The organism is Massilia mucilaginosa, from assembly GCF_011682145.1.
Taxonomy (GTDB): Bacteria; Pseudomonadota; Gammaproteobacteria; order Burkholderiales; family Burkholderiaceae_D; genus Telluria_A; species Telluria_A mucilaginosa.
In genome coordinates, this window is sequence record NZ_WHJH01000019.1 from 45,856 (window position 1) to 61,555 (window position 15,700).

General features: G+C 66.1%; 10 protein-coding genes. 8 read left to right on the forward strand and 2 right to left on the reverse strand.

The genetic code is table 11. From position 1 onward, the window contains the following. Positions 1 to 168: 168 nt before the first annotated feature. From astC to F2P45_RS16910, 8 genes are all read left to right on the forward strand, one after another. Positions 169 to 1,422 (forward strand): acetylornithine/succinylornithine family transaminase, encoded by a 1,254-nt coding sequence (astC, locus tag F2P45_RS16875; RefSeq protein ID WP_166877407.1) that lies wholly within the window; start codon positions 169 to 171, stop codon positions 1,420 to 1,422. 72 nt (positions 1,423 to 1,494) lie between these two features. After that, a complete protein-coding gene (locus F2P45_RS16880) occupies positions 1,495 to 2,526 on the forward strand; it encodes an arginine N-succinyltransferase (protein WP_166877410.1) in 1,032 nt (343 codons plus the stop codon). 11 nt (positions 2,527 to 2,537) lie between these two features. Further along, complete coding sequence (astA, locus tag F2P45_RS16885) at positions 2,538 to 3,572, forward strand: arginine N-succinyltransferase (RefSeq protein ID WP_166877412.1); 1,035 nt, start codon at positions 2,538 to 2,540, stop codon at positions 3,570 to 3,572. Beyond that, positions 3,565 to 5,046 carry a succinylglutamate-semialdehyde dehydrogenase gene (astD, locus tag F2P45_RS16890; protein ID WP_229505124.1) on the forward strand — a complete coding sequence of 494 codons (1,482 nt, stop codon included), beginning with the start codon at positions 3,565 to 3,567 and terminating at the stop codon, positions 5,044 to 5,046. Before astA ends, astD begins: the two co-directional genes overlap by 8 nt. 8 nt (positions 5,047 to 5,054) lie before the next feature. Further along, positions 5,055 to 6,395 carry an N-succinylarginine dihydrolase gene (gene astB / locus F2P45_RS16895; RefSeq protein WP_187367180.1) on the forward strand — a complete coding sequence of 447 codons (1,341 nt, stop codon included), beginning with the start codon at positions 5,055 to 5,057 and terminating at the stop codon, positions 6,393 to 6,395. 128 nt (positions 6,396 to 6,523) lie between these two features. Further along, positions 6,524 to 11,221 carry an NAD-glutamate dehydrogenase domain-containing protein gene (locus F2P45_RS16900; RefSeq protein WP_166877418.1) on the forward strand — a complete coding sequence of 1,566 codons (4,698 nt, stop codon included), beginning with the start codon at positions 6,524 to 6,526 and terminating at the stop codon, positions 11,219 to 11,221. Continuing rightward, the gene (locus F2P45_RS16905) at positions 11,222 to 12,244 is read left to right on the forward strand and encodes a succinylglutamate desuccinylase (RefSeq protein WP_166877421.1); all 1,023 of its coding nucleotides are present in this window, start codon (positions 11,222 to 11,224) and stop codon (positions 12,242 to 12,244) included. It abuts the gene before it with no gap. A gap of 56 nt (positions 12,245 to 12,300) precedes the next feature. After that, positions 12,301 to 13,413, forward strand: a complete 1,113-nt coding sequence (locus F2P45_RS16910) for an NADH:flavin oxidoreductase/NADH oxidase (protein WP_166877424.1) — start codon at positions 12,301 to 12,303, stop codon at positions 13,411 to 13,413. A 172-nt stretch (positions 13,414 to 13,585) separates the two neighbouring features. Here F2P45_RS16910 and F2P45_RS16915 read toward each other — a convergent pair whose 3' ends face one another. Then, the gene (locus F2P45_RS16915) at positions 13,586 to 14,371 is read right to left on the reverse strand and encodes a PEP-CTERM sorting domain-containing protein (RefSeq protein ID WP_166877426.1); all 786 of its coding nucleotides are present in this window, start codon (positions 14,369 to 14,371) and stop codon (positions 13,586 to 13,588) included. 123 nt (positions 14,372 to 14,494) lie between these two features. Then, complete coding sequence (locus F2P45_RS16920; RefSeq protein ID WP_166877429.1) at positions 14,495 to 15,691, reverse strand: globin domain-containing protein; 1,197 nt, start codon at positions 15,689 to 15,691, stop codon at positions 14,495 to 14,497. Between the last annotated feature and the right edge of the window lie 9 nt (positions 15,692 to 15,700).

Genomic DNA, 15,700 nt, shown 5'->3' on the forward strand with positions numbered 1-15,700 from the left:
GTCAGAGCTCTGACCCCGGTTGGCGGGTTTTGCAAGTTTTGGCGGCGAGCAAAAATGAAAATGCTTGTCGCGTATTCAAAAGATGTTTGGGGCTGCTCTTCTTATAATGGTTCGACGTGCCCAGCGGTTTCGCCCGGGGACGCCTACTAACATTGGATGAGGAATGCCATGAACGCAAAGCTTGAAACGGGTGCAACCACGCGGCCGGTGACCAGACAAACCTTCGACGACGTCCTCGTCCCAACCTACGCGCCCGCCGCCATGGTGCCCGTGCGCGCCGCCGGCCTCGACCTGTGGGACCAGAACGGCAAGCATTACCTCGATTTCACGTCCGGCATCGCGGTGTCGAGCCTCGGCCATTGCAATCCGGCCCTGGTCGCCGCCCTGACCGAGCAGCTCAACCGCGTCTGGCACCTCGGCAACGGCTACACCAACGAGCCGGTCCTGCGCCTGGCCCTGGCCCTGACCGAAGCGACCTTCGCCGACCGCGCCTTCTTCTGCAATTCCGGCGCCGAAGCCAACGAAGGCGCCCTGAAGCTGGCGCGTAAGTACGCCCACACCAAGTTCGGCCCGCACAAGTCGCGCATCATCTCGTGCCTGTCGTCGTTCCACGGCCGCACCTTGTTTACCGTGTCGGTCGGCGGCCAGCCGAAATACACCGAAGGCTTCGAGCCGCTGCCGCAAGAGATCGACCACATTCCGTACAACGATATCGAGGCGGCCCGCGCCGCCATCGGCGACGATGTGTGCGCAGTGATCGTCGAGCCGATCCAGGGCGAAGGCGGCGTCATTCCAGGCGATCCGGCTTACCTGAAAGCGCTGCGCGAACTGTGCGACCAGACCGGCGCGCTGCTCATTTTCGACGAAGTCCAATCGGGCGTGGGCCGCACCGGCGCCCTGTACGCCTACATGGACAAGGGCGTCACGCCGGACATCCTGACCAGCGCCAAGGCACTCGGCAACGGCTACCCGATCGGCGCCATGCTGACCACCAACGAGATCGCCGCCCACTTCGGCGTCGGCTCGCACGGCACCACCTACGGCGGCAATCCGCTGGCGGCCACCGTGGCGCTCAACGTGCTCGAGACGATCAACCAGCCAGCCTTCCTGGCAAGGGTCAAGCAAGCGTCGGACAAGATCTTCGCCAACCTGCGCAAGCTCGCCGCCGACTACCCGCAAGTGTTCGGTGAAGTGCGCGGCAGCGGCCTGCTCATCGGCCTGCCGGTCGCGGAACCGTTCAAGGGCCGCGCCAAGGACATCACCAAGGCCGCCGAAGCGCTCGGCCTGATGCTGCTCATCGCCGGCACCGACGTGGTGCGCTTCGCGCCCGCGCTGATCGTCACCGACGCACAGATCGACGAAGCCGACCGCATCCTGCGCGCCGCCGTCGACGGCATGCTGAACGCGGCTCCCGCCAAGTAATCAGTCTTGCACGGCCGCCCCGGCATGCGCCGCGGCCGGCCGCGGCACGCTTTGCCTATAAAGGGAAATCACATGTTTGTTGTCCGTCCGGTTGAACTGTCGGATATCGACGCCCTCGAAACGTTGGCAGCAGTGACGATGCCGGGCGTGCATACCCTGCCGAAGACGCGCGAAAAAATCGCCGCCTCGGTCGAGCGTTCGATCGCGTCGTTCGCCGCCCATGTCGACATCCCGAGCGAGGAGTCGTATCTCTTCGTGCTCGAACAGCAGGCCACCCGCGCCATCGTCGGCACCGCCGCCATCTTCGCGTCGGCCGGTTCCAACGGCACCTATTTTTCATTCCGTAACGACGTGATCCAGCAGGTCTCGCGCGACCTCAATATCAGCCACAGCGTGCATGCCTTGACCCTGTGTTCGGAATTGACCGCGTACTCGCAGCTGTCCGGCTTTTACGTGACCAATCGCGGCACGGCCGGCCTGGAAGCGGCCCTGCTGTCGCGCGCGCGCCTGCTGTTCGCGGTACTGGCGCCGCACCGCTTCGGCGACCGCTTCTTCGTGCCGCTGGCCGGCGTGACCGACAAGAACGGCCAGTCGCCGTTCTGGGAAGCGCTCGGCCGCAAATTCTTCAAGATGGATTTCCTCGAGGCCGAACGGGTCATCGGCGGCGCCCGCAACCGCACCCTGATCGTCGAACTGATGCCGCACTATCCGGTGTACGTGCCGCTGCTGCCGGGCGACGCCCAGGCGGCCATGGGCCAGATCCACGGCGACGGCGAACTCGCTTTCAGCCTGCTCACCGAAGAAGGTTTCGAGGCCGACGACTACGTCGACATCTTCGACGGCGGCCCGATCCTGCAAGCGCACAAGAACGCGCTGCGCACCTTTGCCGGTTCGATGCTGCGCCGCGTGGCGCCGTTCGACTCGGGCATGTCGTCCGAGCTGCCGGTAACCTACGCGGTCGCCGCCAGCAACGAGCAGAACTTCCGCGCCATCACCGTCTCGTGCCCGCCCGCCGAGGGAACCGACACCGTGTTCCTGCCGCAGGACGCGCAGGATGCGTTGATGGTGGCCCCGGGCGATAACGTCATTTGCGTCAGAATCTGAAAGAGAACCCTATGCTAGTTGTACGCGCAATTCACGCGTCCGATCTGGATGCCCTGATCGAACTGGCGCACCAGGTCGGCAGCGGCATGACGACGCTCAAACCGGACCGCAAGATGCTGGGCGACCGCATCTCGGTGGCCGTGGCCTCGTTTGCCGAGACCATCCCGCCCGAGCAGCGCGACTACATGTTCGTCATGGAAGACACCACCAGCGGGCGCCTGGCCGGCGTATGCGCGATCAAGGGCGCGGTGGGCCTGGACGAGCCGTTCTATAACTACCGCATCGGCACCCTGGTCCATTCGAGCCGCGAGCTCGATGTGTTCACGCGCATGGACACCCTGTACCTGTCGAACGACCTGACCGGCGCCACCGAACTGTGCTCGCTGTTCCTGCATCCGGATTACCGCAGCGGGAACAACGGCAAGTGGCTCTCGAAAAGCCGCTTCCTGTTCATCGCCCAGTTCCCGCACCTGTTCACGGCCAAGCTGATCGCCGAGATGCGCGGCTACCAGCTTGACGACGGCAGCTCGCCTTTCTACGAAGGCCTGGGGCGCCACTTCTTCAAGATGGATTTCAATCACGTCGACCACCTGACGGCGATGGGCAAGAAGTCCTTCATCGCCGAACTGATGCCGCGCCAGCCGCTGTACGTTGCTTACCTGCCGGAAGACGCGCAGGAAGTCATCGGCAAGGTGCACCTGTCGACCGCGCCCGCGCGCCGCCTGCTGGAGCAGGAAGGCATGCACTTCGAAGGCTACGTCGATATTTTCGACGCCGGCCCGGTACTGCAGGCGCGCGTGTCGGAACTGCGCGCCATGCGCGACAGCACGGTGGCCACGGTCGATGAAACCGCCACGCCGACGGACACCGACCCGCTGCTGGTGTCGAACACGGTGCTCAATGATTTTCGCATGATCGTCGCACACGCCAATCCGGTCTCGGGCAAGCTCGCCCTGACCACGGACGAACAGGCGCTGCTGCATTGCCAAGGCGGCGACACGGTTCGCACGCTGTCACTCAATGTAAGGAAAAATGTCCATGTCTGAATCAAGTAACGTAGTTAGCAACTTAGTTAACGGCGAGTGGCTCGCCGGCAGCGGCGCCGAACTTGTCACCGTCGATCCGTCCACTGGCAAGCAGACCTGGGCCAGCAAAGAATCCACCGCCGCCGATGTGGCGCAGGCCGTGCAGGCAGCGCGCGGCGCCTTCGAGGCCTGGGCCTTGACCCCGCTCGACGATCGCATCGCGATCTGCGTGCGTTTCCGCGACCTGCTCAAGGCGAATGCCGAAGACCTGGCGCAAACCATCTCCGAAGAAGTCGGCAAACCGCTGTGGGAAGCCCGCACCGAAGTGACCACCATGGCCAGCAAGGTCGACATCTCGGTGCAGGCTTACAGCGCGCGCACCGGCGAGGTGGCGGCCAAGGTCGCCGACGGCAATGCCGTGCTGCGCCACCGCCCGCACGGCGTGTTCGGCGTGTTCGGACCGTACAACTTCCCCGGCCACCTGCCCAACGGGCATATCGTCCCCGCGCTCATCGCCGGTAACACGGTGGTGTTCAAGCCGAGCGAATACGCACCGCGCACGGCCATCAAGACCGTGCGGCTGTGGCAGCAGGCCGGCTTGCCGGCTGGCGTGATCAACCTGGTCAACGGCGGGCGCAATACCGGCATCGCCCTGGGGCAGGATGCGGGCCTCGACGGCGTGCTGTTTACCGGCTCCTGCCAGACCGGCGTCGCGCTGCACAAGCAGTTCGGCGGCCAGCCGGGCAAGATGCTGGCGCTGGAAATGGGCGGGAACAATCCGCTGGTGGTGTGGGACGTCAAGGATGTCGACGCCGCCGTGCATCACGCTGTCATGTCCGCCTTCATCTCGGCCGGTCAGCGCTGCACCTGCGCGCGCCGCCTGGTGGTGCAGGACAGCCCGGCCGGCGATGCTTTCGTCAAACGCCTGGTCGAGATCGCATCGACGCTCACCGTGGGCGCGTCCAACGCCGAACCGCAGCCGTTCATGGGCCCAGTGGTCTCGAGCGCCGTCGCCGCGCGCCTGGTGCAGGCGCAGGCCGACATGGCGGCCAAGGGCGGCACCGTGCTGCTGCAAATGAAGCAGCTCGACCCGAACGCCGGTTTCGTCAGCGCCGGCATCGTCGACGTCACCAACGCTAGCGGCATCCCGGACGAAGAGTGGTTTGGCCCGCTGCTGCAGATCATCCGCGTCAAGGATTTCGCCAGCGCCGTCAAGGTCGCCAACGCTACCGAATTCGGCCTGGCCGCCGCGCTGCTGTCGAACGACGAAGCGCTGTGGAAGCAGTTCTCGGTGCAGGCGCGCGCCGGCATCGTCAACTGGAACCGCCCGACCACGGGGGCAGCGAGCAGCGCGCCGTTCGGCGGCGTGGGCAAGTCGGGCAACCATCGCCCGAGCGCCTACTACGCGGCCGACTACTGCGCCTATCCGGTCGCCTCGATCGAAACAAGCGAACTTGACATGCCGGCCAAGCTGTCGCCCGGCCTGACTTTCTAGGATCCATCATGAGCGCACGCGAATTCAACTTCGACGGCCTGGTCGGGCCGAGCCACAACTACGCCGGCCTTTCGTTCGGCAACGTCGCCTCGTTCAGCAATGTGAAGAGCGCGTCGAACCCGCGCGAAGCGGCCTTGCAGGGCCTGGCCAAGATGCGCGAGCTGGCCGCGCGCGGCTTCGCGCAGGCGGTCATGCCGCCGCAGGCGCGTCCCAACTTCCGCCTGCTGCGCCGCATCGGCTTTACCGGGACCGACGCCGACGTGCTGGCACGCGCCTACCGCGAGGCGCCGGTGATCCTGGCGTGCGCCTATTCGGCCTCGCCCATGTGGACCGCCAACGCGGCCACGGTCAGCCCGTCGGCCGATACCTTCGACGGCCGCGCGCACTTCACCGCCGCCAACCTGAATAACAAGCTGCACCGCTCGGAAGAGCATCTGCAGTCGACCCGCACCCTGCGCGCGCTGTTCGCCGACGAGCGCCATTTCGCGGTGCACGAGGCGCTGCCGCCAACGTCGGCCTTCGGCGACGAAGGCGCGGCCAACCACACGCGTTTTAGCGCCACCCACGGCGGCAAGGGTGTCGAGTTCTTTACCTATGGCCGGGTCGAATTCGATCCGTCCGCGCCGGCCCCGAAAAAGTACCCGGCCCGCCAGACCCTGGAAGCGTCGCAAGCCATCGCGCGCCTGCACGGGCTGGACTCGGCGCGCACCGTGTTCGCGTCGCAGAATCCGGATGTGATCGACCAGGGCGTGTTCCACAACGACGTCATCGCGGTCGGTAACGGCAATGTGCTGTTCTATCACGAGCAAGCCTTCCACGACGAAGGCGCGGTACTGAACGCGCTGAGGAATGCGCTGGCCAATGTGGAGACCGACTTGAGCGCGATCCGCGTGGCGACCCAGGTGGTGCCGGTGGGCGATGCGGTGAGCAGCTACCTGTTCAACAGCCAGCTCCTGACCAAACCCGATGGCACGATGGCACTGGTGATTCCCCAGGAATGCCAGGAAAACCGCGCGGTCGCGCGCTACCTGGAAGAACTGGTCGCCAGCGGCGGCCCGGTCGACGAGCTGATTCACTTCGACCTGCGCCAGAGCATGCGCAACGGCGGCGGGCCGGCTTGCCTGCGCCTGCGCGTGGCGCTCACCGAGGCGGAAAGCGCGGCCATGCACCAGGGCGTGATCATGAGCGACGCCCTGTACGACACCCTGGTGGCTTGGGTGGGTAAATACTACCGCGACCACCTCGAACCGAAAGACCTGGCCGACCCCCAGCTGGCGCTCGAATGCAGCGCCGCGCTGGAGGACTTGAGCCGCATCCTGGGACTGCCCGGCCTGTACGACCTGACGTAGAATACCGCCAGCCGGACGGTGCACCCTATTTGGGCGGGTAAACCCGCCTTTCTGCAAATCGCGAAAGCGCCGTCACAAGCTGGCGCCGGAACGATGCAATACAAACCAAAAGCAACGGAGAAGCAAAGATGAAACAGATGCCACAAGATTTGCGTAAACAGACGCTGGACCTGATCAATGCGAGCCAGCCTGCCGATGGCAGCCAGGTAACGGCGCTGATCGGCGCCTGGCTTGGTTCGCTCGACGACGAAGACCTCGCGGGAACGTCGCCGGACAGCCTGGCGCCGGTTCTGCGCGACGGCTTTACGCAAGCAGCCAGGCGCACCGCCGCCGGCTGCCAGATCGCGCAGCTGCGCTACTCCGATGGGCGCGGCGCGCAAGCGACGGCCCTGTTGGTCATCAACGACGACATGCCTTACCTGGTCGACTCCATCGTCATGGCGATGCGCAAGCAGCGCGTGGCCGTGGGTGGCGTGATGAACGCCGTGCTGGCCGTGCGCCGTGACGCCAGCGGCACCGCGCTCGCCGTCGGCGAAGCCGGCGCGCCGCTCGAATCCGTGGTCCTGTGCCTGCTGGCCGAAGACCTGGGCGCCGACGAACTGGCGGCGCTGGTCGCCAAGCTGCAGATGGTCGCGCGCGACGCCGCCGTGGTGCGGCGCGACTCGGTCGCCATGGGCGACCGCCTGACCGCCGTCGCGGCAGCCGCCGCCGGCAACGGCACCGACGGCCAGGAAGTCGCCGCCTTCCTCGAATGGGCCAAGAACGAAGGCTTCGAGCCGTTCGGCTACGCCTACTACGTCGTCAAGGCCGGCGAGCGCGAACTCGAACGCGACATCCCGAGCCGCATCGGCGTGCTGCAAGATACCGCGCATCCGGTCTACGGCACCTGCCTGGCCAACATCCCGGGCGATTTCGACACCTTGTCCAAGCGTCCCGACGCACTGTCGATCGTCAAGGCCGACGTCGAAGGCACCCTGCACCGCGACCAGCCGCTCGACTTCATCGGCGTGCGCGACACCGACGCACAAGGCAATATCCGCGGCGAGCATTGCTTCGTTGGCCTGTTCACCCGCGCCGCCACCTCCACCCCGCTGGCGCGCCTGCCGTTCGCGCGCGGCCGCGTGGCCAAGGTCCTGAGCCTGGCCGGTGTGCGCCAGGAAGGCTTCCGCGCCGAGAAATTCCTCGAAATCCTCGAATCGCTGCCGCGCACCGAAGCGCTGGAAGCCGATCCGGAATGGCTGTCGCAGGTGTGCAGCTCGGTCGTCTCGCTCTACAAGCAGCCGCGCGCCAAGGTCTTTGCGCGGCGCGACGTGTATGCACGTCACCTCAATGTGCTGGTCTACATGCCGCGCGAGCGTTACAGCGCCAGCGTGGCCGCCAGCCTGGCCCACGCCCTGAAAGAAAGCTCGGGCGCGACCGACGTGCGTTCGCAAACCCTGGTGGCCGACGGCCCGCTGGCCCGCGTGTACCTGATCGCCCACGCCGCGCGCAACCCGCTCGACCTCGAAACCGATATCCAGCAGCCGCTCCTGTCGGTGCTCGACGGCTGGCACGACAAGTTCGCCGCCCTGACCGACAACGTGTTCGACGTGCCGACCCGCAGCACCTTGCGCAAACTGTGCTCGACCCTGCCGGTCAACTACGTCAGCGCCACCGCGCCGGCGGTCGCCTTGCGCGACCTGAACGCCATCCTGCACAACGGCCACGCCGGCCGCGTCTCGGTGCGCGTGGAACTGGACGACGCCGGCAGCGCCACCATCCGCCTGTATTCGGTGGACGGGGTGCCGTCGCTGTCGCGCATCCTGCCGGCGCTGCATAACGCGGGCGTCGCCATCGACCGCGAACAGACCTACGCGATTGCCGTTGCCGACGGCAGCCGCCATTTCGTCACCAGCCTGGCGGTGGACGCCGAAAGCGCGGCCAAATTGGCCCAGCCGAACGTCGTGACCGTGGCGCAGGAACTGTTTGCCTCGCTGTTCAACAATGAAGCCGAAGACGGCCGCATGAACGGCCTGGTGATCGAAGGCGGCTTGCGCATGCGCGAAGTGCAGCTGATACGCGCTTACATCAGCTACTGGCGCCAGACCGGCAGCAAATTCTCGGTGCGCTACATGGCCGATACCCTGCGCCGCCAGCCGGTGCTGGTCAAGGAACTGGTCGAAGGGTTCGTCCAGCGTTTCGATCCGTCGGTGCCGGAAGAGCGGCGCCTGGCCGCGGCCGAGCGGATTGCCGCCATCAAGACCAGCCTGGCCACGGTCAACCACGCCGACACCGAAGAAATCGTCGCGGCCCTGGTCGACCTGATCCTGGCGACCGTGCGTACCAACTACTTCCAGAACGACCAGCAGGGCGACAAGATCATCTTCAAGTTCGATACCAGCAGCCTGGCGCTGGTGCCGGAACCGCGTCCGTACCGCGAGATCTATGTGTTCTCGCGCCGCTTCGAAGGCGTGCACCTGCGCGGCGGCCCTGTGGCCCGTGGCGGCTTGCGCTGGTCGGACCGCATGGAAGACTACCGCACCGAAGTCCTGGGCCTGGTCAAGGCGCAGATGGTCAAGAACGCGGTCATCGTGCCGGCCGGTTCCAAGGGCGGTTTTGTGTGCAAGCAGATGCCCAAGGACGCCGTGCGCGAAACCATCGCCGCTGAAGGCGAAGCAGTCTACCGCCTGTTCATTTCCAGCCTGCTGGAAGTGACCGACAACCGCGTGCGCGGCGCCATCGTGCCGCCGCAGGATACCGTGCGCTACGACCAGGACGATCCGTACCTGGTGGTGGCCGCCGACAAGGGCACCGCAACCTTCTCCGACATCGCCAACAGCATCGCGGTCAAGCGCGGCTTCTGGCTGGGCGACGCCTTTGCCTCGGGCGGCTCGAACGGTTACGACCACAAGAAAATGGGCATCACCGCCAAGGGCGCGTTCGAAGCGGTCAAGCGCCACTTCTACGAGATGGACCACGACATGAACACCACCCCGATCACCATGGTCGGCGTGGGCGACATGTCGGGCGACGTGTTCGGCAACGGCGTGCTGCTGTCGCGCCAACTGAAGGTGCTGGCCGCGTTCGACCATCGCCACATCTTCCTCGACCCGGCACCGGACGTGGTCACCTCGTTCGCCGAGCGCGAACGCATGTTCGCGCTGCCACGCTCGTCGTGGGAAGACTACAACAAGGACCTGATTTCGCTTGGGGGCGGCGTGTTCCCGCGCAGCGCCCGTTCGATCGAGATCTCGCCGCAAGTGCGCGCCGCGCTCGATATTGCCGAGACCGTGCTGCCGCCTGAAGAACTGATGCACCGCATCCTGATGGCGCCGGTGGACCTGTTCTACAACGGCGGCATCGGTACCTACATCAAGGCCTCCACCGAAACCCACGCGCAGGTCAAGGACCGCGCCAACGACAATATCCGCGTCGACGGCAACCAGCTGCGCTGCAAGGTCGTTTCCGAAGGCGGCAACCTGGGCGCGACCCAGAACGGCCGCATCGAATTCGCCCTGGCCGGTGGCCGCATTTTCACCGATGCGATCGACAATTCGGCCGGCGTGGATTGCTCCGACCACGAAGTGAACGTCAAGATCTGGCTCGACACCGAAGTCAATGCCGGTGAGCTGCCCGAAGCGGACCGCAACCGCATCCTCAACGAGATGACGAGCGATATCGAACACCTGGTCCTGCGCGACAACACCCTGCAAACCCACCTGCTGGTGCGCGAAGTGCAGGCCCAGGCCGACCCGCTGGTCGTCGACGGCTACGCCGCGCTGATCACCAGCCTGGAGCTTGAAGGCGCGCTCTCGCGCGAACTGGAACAGCTGCCGACCGACGCCGAACTGCAGCGCCGCAAGGCCTTGGGCGTGGGCCTGACCGCGCCGGAACTGGCGGTGGTCATTGCCAACGTCAAGAACCGCTTCAAGCGCCTGCTGGCCGCGCTGCCGCTGACGGACGAAAGCTGGGCCGAGACAGTACTGAAACCGTACTTCCCGGCGCAGCTGGTCGCCACCCGCAATGCGCTGGCGCACCCGCTGGCCAACGCCATCCTGGCGACCGTGCTGGCCAATGAATCGGTCAACCGCTGCGGTCCGTTGATGATCCGCGACCTCGCCAGCGCGCACCAGGTCGACGAGACCGAGGTCGTCAAGGCCTGGGGCCAGTCGTGGTCCGCGCTGCACCTGGCGCCGATCTTCGCCGCGCTCGATGCGGACGCACTGAAGGTGCCGCGCGCCGTCTCGATCAAGGTCGATGCGCGCACCCGCGTGCTGTTCAAGGCGATCGTCGAAGGCGTGCTGTCGGTGCCAAGCGGCGCGGGCGGCATGGAAGAACTCACGCGCCTGTTCTCGCAGCCGGAGATGCTCAAGCAGCTGATGCCGGCCATGGCCGACGCCGATGCCTTCGTGTCCCTGCCTGCCTCGTTCACGCAAGCCTGGAAAGCGGTCGACGCGATCGAAGCGGTGGCGACCTTCCTGTTCGCGGCGGTGTCGGTCAACCGTCCGGCGGGCATGAGCCTGGCGCAATTCCTGCAGGTGGGGATGGCGCTGCGCGGCCAGGCCGGCATCGATACGCTGGAACGCGGCCTGAAACTCGCGCCGCACAGCAAATCGCAGGAACAGCTGCGCAACTACGCGATGCAGGCGCTGCGCCGCACCCAGCAACGCCTGCTGCAGCAAGTGCTGGCCCGTTCCAGCAACGGCAGCGACACCCTGGAGGCGGTTGAAGTGGTGACCAATACCATGGGCTTGTCGGGCTACGCGCCGGCGCTTGACCTGGAACAGGCCATGCTGGACGTGTGGGCGCTGTCCGAGGCGACCAACGCGGCGCCGGTGGCGGCGTAAATGACCGCTTACGTTCCTCCGGTGTCAGGGGTTGGAGGCGCGCAAGCGCTTCCGGCCGCCGTGCGGGCGCTGGCCGGCGCCGACTTCAATGTGCTGGCCAAGCGCTTCGTCGATGCCGGTTTCGCGGTGCTGCAACCTGCGCCGGGCATCGTGACGATCAAGTCCGGCCAGGCGCCTGCCTGCGCCAGCGTGATCGTCTCGGTCGGCGTGCATGGCGACGAAACCGGCCCGATCGAGGTGCTGGCGTATGTGCTGGACGCGCTCTCGCAAGGGCCGGATGCGCTGGCGGTGGACCTGATGGTCTGCGTCGGCAATATCGACGCCATCGCGGCCGGCAAGCGTTTCATCGATGCGGACCTGAACCGGATGTTCCGTCCGGTGCGAGGTAGCCTCGCCAGCGCGGCGGAAGCGGCGCGGGCGGACACCATGATCGCCGCCACCGTGGACTTTTTCGAGGGCGCCGGGCCGGACCGCTGGCACCTCGACCTGCACACGGCGATCCGGCCCTCGGTCTACCCGACCTTTGCGATCGTGCCGGAGCTGATCGCCGACGAGGGCAAGTGCGCGCTGATCGCCTGGCTGGGCCAGGCGGCCATCGGCGCCATCGTCATGAATCCGCAGTCGGCGGGAACGTACAGTTATTATTCGGCCGAGTTTCACGGGGCGGCGGCAAGCACTGTGGAACTGGGCCGGGTCGGCACCCTGGGCCAGAACGATTTGAGCCTGTTCGCCGACGTGGGCATCGCGCTCGACGACCTGCTGCGCGGCGCCAGCCCGGCCGCGCCAAAGGTCGAACCGCACGTGTTCGCGGTGGCGCAGGAGATCATCAAGCACAGTGACGACTTCAAGATGGGGTTCGACCGCGGCACCCGGAACTTCACCGCGCTACAGCAAGGGCAGGTGATCGCCACCGATGGCGACATCGTGTACGCCGTCAAACATCCGGAGGAACTGGTAGTATTCCCGAACCCGGATGTGCGCGTCGGTCTGCGCGCCGGATTGATGGTGGTGCGGACGCGTTAGCCGGCATGCCCGTGGCGCGCCCCGTACCGTTTTTTACACGCGCATCAAGGCAATCCATGAGCACCTTGTTTACACCTTTCAGCATGGGGCCAGTCACGCTGGCCAACCGCATCGCGATCGCGCCGATGTGCCAGTACTCCGCCGACGAAGGCATCGCCAGCGACTGGCACATGATCCATTTGGGCCACCTGGCTTTGTCCGGGGCGGCCATCCTGTTCCTCGAGGCGAGCGCCGTCTCGCCCGAAGGACGTATTTCTCCCAAAGACCTCGGTATCTGGTCGGACGACCATGCCGCCGCACTGGCGCCGATCGTGGCCGCCATGCGCCGTCACGCGCCGATCCGCCTGGCCATCCAGCTCGCGCACGCGGGGCGCAAGGCGTCGAGCCAGGTACCGTGGGAAGGCGGCGCCAATATCGCCATCGACGATGGCGGCTGGCAGACCGTGGCGCCATCGGCGCTGCCGCACGCGGATGGTGAAACGGTGCCGCTGGCGCTCGACGACGAGGGCCTGGCGCGCATCCGCGACGCGTTCGTGGCGGCGGCGCAGCGCAGTCACGCGCTGGGGCTGGACGCGATCGAGCTGCACGCCGCGCACGGCTATTTGCTGCATCAGTTCCTCTCGCCGCTGTCGAACCAGCGCAGCGACCAGTATGGCGGCGCGCTGGAAAACCGCATGCGCTTTCCGCTCGACGTGTTCGCGGCCGTGCGCGCGGCGGTGCCGGCGACGATGGCCGTGGGCATGCGGATTTCAGCCACCGACTGGGTCGATGGCGGCTGGGATATCGAGCAGAGCGTGCGCTTGTCGCAGGAACTGAGCGCCGCCGGCGCCGACTTCATTCACGTCTCGAGCGGGGGCATCTCGCCGGCGCAAAAAATCCCGGTGGGGCCGTCTTACCAGATCGGCTTTGCGGCCCGCATCCGCGCGGAGACCGGCATGCCGACCATCGGCGTGGGGCTGATCACCGACGCGCGGCAGGCCGAAGAGATTGTCGCGCGCGGCGACGCCGACGTGGTGGCGCTGGCGCGCGCGATGCTGTTCGATCCGCGCTGGCCGTGGCACGCGGCCGCGCAGCTGGGCGCCCAAGTCGACGCACCGCCCCAGTACTGGCGCTCGCAGCCGCGCGAGTACAAGGACTTGTTCGGGCCGACCACGCTCGGCCAGCGCTAGCAGTCTGTCGGACTTGGGATCGTCGGCTGCAAAAATACCTGGGACGGTCCATATTTCGCCGCTTTCTCGGCCAATAGCTCGCTATTGGCACTGCGAAATCGTCAAAATCTGGCCTCGCCCAGCTATTTTCTCGCTTCGACTCCCCAAGTTCGACAGGCTGCTAGCGCCTGGCTCAGGCGGCGCTGGCCGTGCGGCGACGGCGCCGCGCGGCAGCGCCCACCATCAGCGCGCCCAGCCCGAACATGGCGTAGCTTGCCGGTTCAGGCACGGGCGACGAGGCCTGGTACACCGCCCTGGTGAGGATATTCATGTTCAAGGTGACGTACTGTTCCGTGCTGGTGTTGTTGACGTACGACATGGAGAACGTCTCGCCGCGTACGCCGCTGTCGTTCCAGCCAGCTCCTTGCTGCATGCCACGGACCCAGTATTCGCCGCCGAAATAGACGGTCGTTACGGCATTGCCGTAAGAAGTGCCGGCGCGATTGTCGATCGCTACCTCGCCATAGGCGGAGAACACCAGCTGCGTGTGCGCTGTGACCAGCACAGTCATCGTTTGGGTAACGTTGCCGGCGCCAGCGCCGCGATGGCCGACGCTGTCGTCGAGTTGAATATCGGTGCGCAGGTTCCCCCACTGGCCCGCGCTGCTGGCGGAGGCCGAGGTACCGTAGAGCGCCGTGGCGTCGATGAGTTCGAACTTGCCGCTCGATGCGCTCTCGGTCTGCGTCCACGACGGCGCAGGGACAGTGAGGCTGGCATCGAGCCTGGACGAGGCCGTGTCGTGAAAGCGATAAGCCGCGGCCTGCCCATCGTCCGGGGTCAGGTCGATCACGGTCATGCCGGGCTTGCTGATGGAAGCGCCGACCTTCAGGGCCGGTGCGGCCAGCGCGCCGCCGCCGGCCAGCGACAGGGAAAGCAGCAGGACGGCGGCGCTGGTCGGACGATATTTCTGTGTCATCATTTTTTTCAATATAGGAAACAAGCGAACGGAAAGGCAAGATTGCCTTTGAATTTCGTTATCATAAATCCTATATTGCACAAGGGCAGTGTTTTTTTTTGTAAGCTCCCCCCGTGTTGCGCGCGCTTACAACAGATGGTCGAGCATGTCCGGCCCGAATACTTCGCGGTGCAGGCGCGTGACGGGGACTCCGGCGCCGACCAGCGCCAGCCATTGCGCCTGCATGAAGGGCAGCGGTCCGCACAGGTACACATTGGCCTCCGTGCGCGGCCAGGCCGGCAGGCGCGCGATGTCCATTCGTCCCGCCAGCACGCCGTTGTCGTGAGCGCTTACTTCTTCGTAGAACGTGAACACCTGCAGATGCGGCATGACGCTGCGCGCGGCAAGCACGTCAAGCCGGTGCGCGTGATGCTCCGCATTGCGGGCGGCATGGGCGAAGATCACGCGGCGCTGCGGATGGACCTGGGCGATGCGCTTCAAGGCCGCGATCATCGGGGTGACGCCGACGCCGGCCGACAGCAGCAGCAGCGGTTGTTCGGACTCGGTGTCCGGCGCAAAGTCGCCGAACGGCGGCGAGACCTGCAGCACGCTGCCCACGCGCACTTTATCGTGAATCCAGTTCGATACTTCCCCCGCCGGGGTGGCCAGGCCGGCCGGCTCGCGCTTGACCGAGATGCGCAGGCTGTCCGGCTGCGTCGTGTCGGACAGGCTGTACTGGCGGATCTGGCGCCGTCCATCGGCAAAATCGACCTGCACGCTCAGGTACTGGCCAGCCTTGCCGCTTGCCAGCGGCAAGCCATCCTCGGGCGCCATGCGGATCGAGACCACGTCCGCGCTTTCGCGCGTGACCGCGGTCACGCGCAGGGCGCGGCGCTGGCCGGGCGTGATGCCGGCGCCGGCGTACATGGCGCGCTCGGCCTCGATAAACAGCGCGGCCAGCGAGCGGTACGCCTCGTCCCAGGCGGCCAGCAGCGGCGGCGTGGCGGCCTCGCCCAGGGTGCTGGCGATGGCGCCGAGCAGGTGGCGACCGACGATCGGATAGTGTTCTTCGCGAATGCCGACCGACACATGCTTGTGCACGATGCGTTCGATCACCGGCGCCAGCGCGCCCGGGTCGCCGATGTTGGCGGCGTAGGCAAACACGGCCGAAGCGAGCGACTGCTGCTGGGCGCCATTCGCCTGGTTGCCCATATTGAACAAGTTAGTCAGTTCGGGATGCTCGGCGAACATATTGCGGTAAAACGTGGTGGTGATGGCCACGCCGTGCTCGCGCAGGACAGGAACGCTGGCGTCGATGTAGGGGCGGGAAGCGGCAGAAATCATACAATCCTT

Excerpts from the sequence above, each read along its gene's own strand:
- astB (WP_187367180.1), top strand. The coding sequence starts at position 5,055 with ATGAGCGCACGCGAATTCAACTTCGACGGCCTGGTCGGGCCGAGCCAC.
- F2P45_RS16920 (WP_166877429.1), bottom strand. The coding sequence starts at position 15,691 with ATGATTTCTGCCGCTTCCCGCCCCTACATCGACGCCAGCGTTCCTGTC.
- astA (WP_166877412.1), top strand. The coding sequence starts at position 2,538 with ATGCTAGTTGTACGCGCAATTCACGCGTCCGATCTGGATGCCCTGATC.
- astD (WP_229505124.1), top strand. The coding sequence starts at position 3,565 with ATGTCTGAATCAAGTAACGTAGTTAGCAACTTAGTTAACGGCGAGTGG.
- F2P45_RS16900 (WP_166877418.1), top strand. The coding sequence starts at position 6,524 with ATGAAACAGATGCCACAAGATTTGCGTAAACAGACGCTGGACCTGATC.
- F2P45_RS16915 (WP_166877426.1), bottom strand. The coding sequence starts at position 14,371 with ATGATGACACAGAAATATCGTCCGACCAGCGCCGCCGTCCTGCTGCTT.
- F2P45_RS16905 (WP_166877421.1), top strand. The coding sequence starts at position 11,222 with ATGACCGCTTACGTTCCTCCGGTGTCAGGGGTTGGAGGCGCGCAAGCG.
- astC (WP_166877407.1), top strand. The coding sequence starts at position 169 with ATGAACGCAAAGCTTGAAACGGGTGCAACCACGCGGCCGGTGACCAGA.
- F2P45_RS16880 (WP_166877410.1), top strand. The coding sequence starts at position 1,495 with ATGTTTGTTGTCCGTCCGGTTGAACTGTCGGATATCGACGCCCTCGAA.
- F2P45_RS16910 (WP_166877424.1), top strand. The coding sequence starts at position 12,301 with ATGAGCACCTTGTTTACACCTTTCAGCATGGGGCCAGTCACGCTGGCC.